The sequence below is a fragment of the Luteitalea sp. genome, from assembly GCA_009377605.1.
In the GTDB taxonomy this organism is placed as follows: domain Bacteria; phylum Acidobacteriota; class Vicinamibacteria; order Vicinamibacterales; family Vicinamibacteraceae; genus WHTT01.
Genome location: WHTT01000156.1, coordinates 519 through 7,880, shown reverse-complemented (window position 1 = coordinate 7,880; position 7,362 = coordinate 519). Strand labels below are relative to the sequence as shown.

Genomic DNA, 7,362 nt, shown 5'->3' with positions numbered 1-7,362 from the left:
GGTCGGCGCCGACCGACGTATCCTGATTGGCCGTTACCTGGATCGCTTGGTTGGCCCCGACCTCGATGGACTGGTTCGACCCCACGGTCTCCCTGTCGTCCAGGCCGATCGATACCGTACGAGTCGCGCCAACCTCCGTCGTCTGGTCGGCTTCCACCTCGACGGTCTGGTTGGCGCCAACCTTGATTGCCTGGTTCGAGCCGACCGATTCGGTGTCGTCGACCGCCACCGATGACGTGCGATTGTTCTTGATCGTGTTCCTCTGATCGTGCTCGACCGTGGTGTCCATGTCGTACTGGCCATGGATGGTGATCTTTTCGCGTCCGGCCGTGTCGTCGATGGAGATCTCGTTGTAGCCTCGGCCCTTGTGAGTATTCGACCGCAGACCGCTGACCACGCCGCCGTGCGGGGGCATATTGTCGCCGTTGTACACATTCCCAATGATGATCGGCTGGTCCGGATCGCCTTCCAGGAAGTCAACCACCACCTCATGGCCAATTCGTGGCGTCGAGACCGCGCCCCAGCCCTTGCCCGCCCACGCCTGTGACACGCGAATCCAGCAAGAGCTGTTCTCGTCGCGCTTGCCGTACCGATCCCAGTGGAACTGGACTTTCACACGCCCGTAGTCGTCCTTGTAGATTTCCTCACCGGCGGGACCGACGACCACGGCCGTCTGCGGCCCCTGCACGAACGGCTTGGGCGTCAGACGTTTTGGTCGGAACTGTTGCTGGCTCGACATCGACACGAGATTGCAGCGATAGCTCGCGCCCTCTCCGTCCGGCAGCGCCTCGTACTGGCTGAATGCCAAGTCGTAACTGGCCGCGAGGACCACGTGCTCGCAATTCTGATCAGCACGCGGGTGGCGGTCGAGCGTGAACAGCGAGCCGACGCTGAGACCCCTGGCGTTGGTTGAGGCGTTCGCGGTCTCGAATTGACTCCCGTACTCGTCGACACGCACCGCCGCGTACTGTTCGCCGTCCGCCGCCTGGACGTAGTGACCAGGGTAATCGTAGATCTCATAGTCGCTTGGTGCGTAGTTGCGGGGGAGCGTCTTCCGTGTCCTGAGCGCCACGCTCGGCCGCTCGAGATCGTAGTCGTTGTGCACGTAGACGCCCGGTTGAATCTCGCGCGAGAAATCCCAGCTACTGATGTGCTCGATGTCCGGTCTCACCAGCTTGTCCGGCCGGATGAACGGCAGCTGCTCGTACCCAGGCGACGTCGTGTGCTTGCTCGTGGAATCGGTGAGCACCATCGTGTTGTGGCCGTCGCTATGCCGGAAGTAGTAGTAAATGCCTTCATGCTCCAATAGGCGACTGACGAAATTGAAGTCGGTCTCTCGATACTGCACGCAGTAGGTCCACTTCCGATACGTGCTCGTCAGCTCGAACGCGAAATCGGCTGCCGTGTGGTCGCCAAAGACCTCCTTGACGATGTCCGGCACGGCCATGTCCTGAAAGATGCGACAATCGGCTGTTCGCGTCAGGAACCAGAGCCACGGTCGAACGACCGCAGTGTAGTGGTGATAACGACCGTACATGCCGCTTTGCGCGAACCGCGTCACGTAGCCGTTGAAATAGCGGGTGCTGTCATCGGGCAACGCGACGCTCACGGTCACGTTCTTGCCAAGAATCTCGTCCAGGTCGATGTCGCTGCGCGTGCTCAGCAAGTCGAGCTGGTACTCGAACAATCGACTCAGCTCCTCTCGCGCGTGCATGCCATGGAACAGCAGCACATCGTCGCCGAGCGGCGTGGTGATTGCCATCGCCCTCTGCATGATCTTGTCCGACACCATGGGCATAGTGCTTCCGATCTCGATGAGAGACCGTTCCTGCGTGAGATACCGACGCTTCACGTGAAGCGATCGAGTGTCCTGTCCGTGCTGTCGTCGCGGGCCAGGACTCATGTTCCCTTATACAAGCTCAGGGGTGCACGGCACAGCTACATAAACGGGGAGGGGCCCGCGAAGCGCTTCCCAAGGCGGGTGTGCCGGTCAAATATGCGTGCAGCGGGCTTCACGAATTCCTCAACAATTCAATTTGACCGGCGAGCCGTTGATCGACACACGGCCGGAGCTCGAAATCTCGATGCCTCCGTTCGTGACTTTGATGGATGAGCCACCGGCAACGAGCTGGATGTCGGCCGCGAAAACGTGGCAGTGCGCAGCAACGACCTGAACGACGTCACTGCTCTTCATGTAGGTGCTCCCCGAGGTGATGAAATGGTTGCCTCCCGTCGTGTCGAACCGCTCAACGCCTGCGGTGAAGACGAGATTGACGGGTGCGTGGATACTGAAATTGTCGTTGCTTTGGATGAGCCCGGTCCCCACAGTGAGCGTATATTGACCGCTAACAGTCTCGGTCTTGTTCCCGCCGTACGGTGGAAGAGGCTCAGGACCGATGGGCCGGGTGCCGGTCAGCCGGGCGGAACGATGCGGTAATTCAGAACGGGCACAGGTTGCGCGGGTTGCTCACTGCACGTGAGCACGACCGGTCGGTCCACAGGCGGACCGGGTGGCCAGACCTGAAAGATGTTTGGGGTGAGCAGGCGAGACCGGCGTGAACCGTTACGCAGCGTCACTCTGGAAAGCTCCGATGGAGAGCACGGTCACCGTGCCTTGCTCGGGCTTGTCCGCAAGCACGCCGGAATGGGTTCTGCACCGGTACGGGCAGCGCCAGCGTGAACTCCTCCGTGAAGACCTGCTGATCATCCAGCAGTGTAATGGCGGGGACCGGCCGTGCCGTCATGTGCAGTCCCTCTGGCACGAGCAGCGCCGTTTCCGCAGGTGCAGCGCTGCGATTACGCGCTGCGTTGTGGCGGCAGTGGAAAACACCACGCCGCCGCGCGGCGCTCTTAGCACTGGGGGTTCGTCCGCGACTGGCCAGCAATACGGCCGGCAGTGGCCTCGGTCCTTGGTACCTCGCCCGGGCCAAAAGCCCTCTCGGTGGGGCTCTCCAATGCATACTTCAAATCGCTCGGACTTCCGACGTTGACCGAGGGGTGCTAGCGTAACCGACTCGAACTGCCGTGTACGGACCCGTACGCACGTGGTGTGGCAGGGGTCGGCGGGCGACCGCCGCCCCTATGCGGATCAATATCGCCTATCGTCTGCGTCGAGAAGAGGCTCTTACTTTCCTTTGGTGCTGATGGCGGATGAACACAACTACGAGGCAAGGAATCACCATGAGCAGGTACCAGGGCAACAATTGTATGGTGTCGCTCTTCCGCAGCGCATCCTGCATATTCATGACGTCCGCTTTGCAAGCGCTCGATGCGTGGGGGGCGTCGGGTAGGCGATCGCGGTGTCGCCATCCACGGAGACAGAAACGGGAATTCTCGCGTGAATGCCAGGCACGAATGCTCGATGGAGCTCAGCCTCGGCCGCGTAGGTGATCGAGAGCTTGTGCTCCGCCGGCTTCACAAGGATCGTGTGCATCCTCGGGATTGCGAATTGACGACGCCCCTCGAGAACGAACTGGACGCGCGGCAACGGCGGTAGCGAAAAGCGAATCACGGGTTCTTCGGGATGCATCCCCTCGAGCACGACGGGTTCCCCGCCGGCGAGGGCGGGAAGCACGAGCCCGCAAGAGGCTTCTTGCGCAATCGCAGGCCCGATCTCGTGCTGCAGGGCTGTTCGGAATCCGGATGGCAAGAAACCGCGGCGCACTTCGGGCATTCGCTCGTCTTCGGGTCCGGGAAACCAGGCGTCCGTACCAAAGAAGTGAGCGCAACGCGGGAACATGCGCAGGCTCATCCAATGCAGGCACCACGGCAGCGGTTGCTCATACCATCGCCCCGGGTCGTTCAGAATGAGACGCTCTTCCGTCAAGAGATCTTCCGGATCCTCGAGGCTCGGCATTTCAAGGTCCGTTGTGTCCGGAATCGATCCGACGAAGTATGCCTTGCCATAGGGATTCCGCGGATAGAGGCCGGGATGGTCTCCGGCGAGCACGGAATCCTCCAACACGAAGCCATAGTGGCCAACGTCGAACGGAATGCGGCCATCGAGCCCGCCATACGCATTCGTGAAGGTAAGTGGGACTTCGAGAAATGGGTCGGGCTCGTCGATCCGAACCGAGCCATCGGGCCGGCGGCGGATTGCTCGCCGGCCGAATACCGCGACCCGTTTGACGACGGCCGCAATGCGCACCGACACGACGCGCATAGAAATCGCGCGACCGCCTGCGAACGCGGATCCTTCGATTACGAAATCGGTCGCGGGCTTGTGTGGCCAGAAATCGCTTCCTGGTGTCAGTCGTAGGCCATCCGCCGCGCTGTCGAAATCGCCGGCAAGCGGATCTGGCGCCACCACTTCGCATTGCCCATGGCGGATCAAGTACGTGCGTTTGATGAGAGCCTGTGTTTCGGTAGGCACTCCGCCGGTCGGCAGCAGTCGCAGCAGCGCGTCATAGGTCTCCCGGGCAGCCTTCCGCGGCAACGTCATCCGGGTACCCATCCCTTGTCGCCGTCGTGCCACCAGCCCGGCCGGTCGTCGGGCGGCTCAAGCGAATCGCCAAACTCGCTCCGCCCAAGGCGGTGCGCGGCGTCCGGCTGAAGGCTTCTTGCCGCGACGGATTCCAATCCGTGCGCGCTGTCACCTCGCGGAAGGACCAACGGCTCACCGACGGCGGCCGTGAGGAGAGCCTTCTTCATCCTGTCGAGCCAATCCTTCGCGATGTCCTCTAGCTCATCAATAAGCTTGTCTCGCTTCGCCGGATCCTTGAGACGCTCCAAGAGCTCCTTGGGATCTTTGACGATCTCCAAGAGCCTCTTGATCTCATCGCGAAAGACCGTGAGGAGAACCTTGAAGAGAAGCCACGTCAAGAAGGTCTTGATGGGGGCTGCCATCGCCTTGAGGAGGTTCAGACCAGAGAGAATGAGGAAAAAGAGGATCTTGCCGATTACGAAAAGGTAGCCCCAGAGGATATCCTTGAATGTTATTCCCACGAATACGGTGTTGCCGCTGTTCGTGGTCGGCCATGCGAGCGGTGAGGGGCAGAGGGTACCACAGGTGAGCATGAAGAGCGGAATCTTGCTGGCCACGTCCGCACAGCCAATCGGGCTACCCTCGGCTCTTACGGCGGAGGCTCCGAACTCAATTGTGCGCGCGGTGAACGGCCAGACGAGCACCGGCAGGAGCATGTTTAATGGCAACAACGAGTCGTCCAACAACCACGTGCCGCAATCGTGACCTTTTTGAGTGATCGGCAGGAATCTGTGTCTGACCGTCGATGCCAACCGATTCACCGCCTTAGCAGTGAACATGGCTGTCTCGGCCTCTCTTGTTGGCATCAAACACAGCAAGGGCGCCAACGGGGACCAAAACCAATGTAAACTGTATCCCTTGCTAACATCGAGCGCCGTGTTGACGTGGACTTTCATGGCTCCTTATGGCTCCTATTGAAACGACTCGAGACGAAGCCGCATCGCCCGTTCTTCGCCCGCGCGAGGGATCACGGTAAACGGGTGCTGATAGACGAGATAGAACCGCTGCTCCTCGGGCAAGAGGACCAAACGAAAGGCCATAAGCTCGCGGGTTCCAGTGTGGCGTCCGGCGACGTAGTCCGCAAAGACGCGCAGCGCCGGCCATTGAAACGAGAAGACACTTCCGTCAGCCATCATCCCTTCGAGGCGCACGGGCGCTTCTGCCGGCGGGCGAGCGATTACCCAGGTCGGGTGCGCTCGAAACATGTTCTCAGGTTCAGGAGGAAGCTCGTCCCAGGCTACATTGGGGTCCCGGGCAGTCGACGGTGGCGCGTGGAGAGGTGAGCCCACCTGCAGCGCTGCCCAGCAAAGTGGGTTCGGTGTGTCCTCCGGCCGTTGAATGAGGCAGCCGGGATCTTCGAGATTGGGAAGCCGCCTCAATCGGTCGTATTGAGGAAACCCAGGTGGCGTCCTCCACGCCTTTCGTAACTCTTCCGCCGCAGGCCCCGGATCGAATCCTCGGCCGACCGGGTTGCGTGGCTCGGCGAGGTCCACATACGAGTCGACGTCGACCAACACTTCCGTCGTGCCGCCGAAGGTACGGTTCCATGTGAGTGGCATCCGGATGAAGGCCTCGGGCGCTGAGATCCGCGGAGCGCCAGCGACGTCCTCTTCCCATACGCGATCTCCAAAGACGGCCAGCGAGCGCTCCTCCGTAGCTATCGACAGCGACACGGTCGCAGCGGAAATGACTTTTCCGGGAGGGGCGTGCGCGGTGCCAAGCACAATCACCTCGAATCTGGAGCCGCGCCACCTTAGGTCGTCGCGCGGCAGCAGGCCGAGCTCTGTCTCTTGATCGGCGCGAAAAGCCGGCAACGGAGTCTGGCTATCGAGCAGCGCCCGCCCGTCGAGGATCTGGAACGTCGCCTTTGCTGTGATCAAGCCAGCGCGAAACGCCTTTCCGTCGATCGCCGAAACGCTGAGCGTCGCGTGTACCGGCGTAGTGTTGACGAGCTGCATGCTTCCCGCCCCTCAGTGATCAGTTGAGCTCGATGTTTTCGCCCTCGACGATGACGTCTTCGCTCGCGCGGAGCTTCAGGTGTCCTTGATCAGCGCTGAGCTCCAGGCTCTTGGCGTGCACTCGAAGCGCTCCGGCCACCTGTACATCGACGTCGGTTCGGAGCAAGCGAACGACGGGTCCGGCCTCTCCTCCGAAGAGCTCGATGAGCGGTTCGCCCATCGCGGTCGTCACGGTGAGAACTTCGTCGTTATGCAACGCCAGCGAGGCGGCACTCGCGCGCTCTGGCGGCCGTGGCGTCTCCAAGCCGTCCAGCACGCCGGTTACGATCCATTCGGACCAATTGGCTGGTCGAGTGATTACCACACGATCGCGCGTTCGTACCCATGAACCGCGGAGCGCCGGTAGCCACCATTCGTTGCGGACTCCCGACGCGTCGGTCCACGCCACCAGGAGGCGACCAGCGAGCGTTGGATGTTGCGTGGCGAGGACCTCGCCGACGAACGTGCGACCACGCGCGGTGCGTGCGCCAACCATTGTCGCTTCTTCTTCAAGGATGTCATCGATCAAGCAGGAGGTATCTGCTACGGGCGCGTCTCTTCTTGTTGAGTGCATTGTCTTGGTGCTCCTAAGGACTCGTCTGAAATAAGTGTGCCATTCTGGCCGCCGATGCATCCCGCCTGGCTGCGTTGCTCGTCGCTTACATACGCCCGACGACCATCGCCGTCTGTGGTCCCTGCACGAACGGCTTCGGCGTCACGCGCTTGGGCCGGAACTGCTGCTGGCTGGCCATGGCCACGAAGTTGCACCGATAACTCGAGCCCTCCCCTTCGGGCAGCGCCTCATACTCGCTGAATTCCAAATCGTAGCTGGCGGCCAGCACCAGGTGCTCGCGATTCTGATCCGCGCGCGGGTGGCGATCG

Annotated in this window: 6 protein-coding genes and 2 pseudogenes (1 of these 8 cut by a window edge); 1 reads left to right on the top strand and 7 read right to left on the bottom strand. The window is 61.5% G+C overall.

The annotated features are described in order from the left end of the window. Both tssI and GEV06_27575 read right to left on the bottom strand, forming a co-directional pair. Window positions 1-1,903, bottom strand: a 1,903-nt coding sequence (gene tssI, locus GEV06_27580; GenBank protein MPZ21620.1) for a type VI secretion system tip protein VgrG, incomplete at its 3' end; no start/stop codon positions are given. 120 nt (window positions 1,904-2,023) lie between these two features. Next, entirely contained in the window at window positions 2,024-2,326 is a 303-nt protein-coding gene (locus GEV06_27575; protein ID MPZ21619.1) for a hypothetical protein, read from the bottom strand. A 464-nt stretch (window positions 2,327-2,790) separates the two neighbouring features. Here GEV06_27575 and GEV06_27570 point away from each other — a divergent pair. Next, window positions 2,791-3,004: pseudogene (locus GEV06_27570) on the top strand (group II intron reverse transcriptase/maturase). Window positions 3,005-3,241: 237 nt separating this feature from the next. Here the strand turns inward: GEV06_27570 and GEV06_27565 are convergent. The 5 genes and pseudogenes from GEV06_27565 to GEV06_27545 all read right to left on the bottom strand — a co-directional run. Beyond that, window positions 3,242-4,453, bottom strand: a complete 1,212-nt coding sequence (locus GEV06_27565; protein ID MPZ21618.1) for a DUF2169 domain-containing protein — start codon at window positions 4,451-4,453, stop codon at window positions 3,242-3,244. Next, a complete protein-coding gene (locus GEV06_27560) occupies window positions 4,438-5,139 on the bottom strand; it encodes a hypothetical protein (protein MPZ21617.1) in 702 nt (233 codons plus the stop codon). The genes GEV06_27565 and GEV06_27560 overlap by 16 nt, the downstream gene beginning before the upstream one ends. A gap of 255 nt (window positions 5,140-5,394) precedes the next feature. Then, window positions 5,395-6,441: a DUF2169 domain-containing protein gene (locus tag GEV06_27555; GenBank protein MPZ21616.1), complete on the bottom strand. Its 1,047-nt coding sequence runs from the start codon at window positions 6,439-6,441 to the stop codon at window positions 5,395-5,397. Between the two features lie 19 nt (window positions 6,442-6,460). Continuing rightward, window positions 6,461-6,976: a hypothetical protein gene (locus GEV06_27550; GenBank protein ID MPZ21615.1), complete on the bottom strand. Its 516-nt coding sequence runs from the start codon at window positions 6,974-6,976 to the stop codon at window positions 6,461-6,463. Between the two features lie 163 nt (window positions 6,977-7,139). Continuing rightward, a pseudogene (locus tag GEV06_27545) lies at window positions 7,140-7,362 on the bottom strand (sigma-70 family RNA polymerase sigma factor); it runs 518 nt beyond the window's last position.

Coding starts and splice junctions, on each gene's coding strand:
- GEV06_27565 (MPZ21618.1), bottom strand. CDS start 4,453: ATGGGTACCCGGATGACGTTGCCGCGGAAGGCTGCCCGGGAGACCTAT.
- GEV06_27560 (MPZ21617.1), bottom strand. CDS start 5,139: ATGCTCCTGCCGGTGCTCGTCTGGCCGTTCACCGCGCGCACAATTGAG.
- GEV06_27555 (MPZ21616.1), bottom strand. CDS start 6,441: ATGCAGCTCGTCAACACTACGCCGGTACACGCGACGCTCAGCGTTTCG.
- GEV06_27550 (MPZ21615.1), bottom strand. CDS start 6,976: ATGGTTGGCGCACGCACCGCGCGTGGTCGCACGTTCGTCGGCGAGGTC.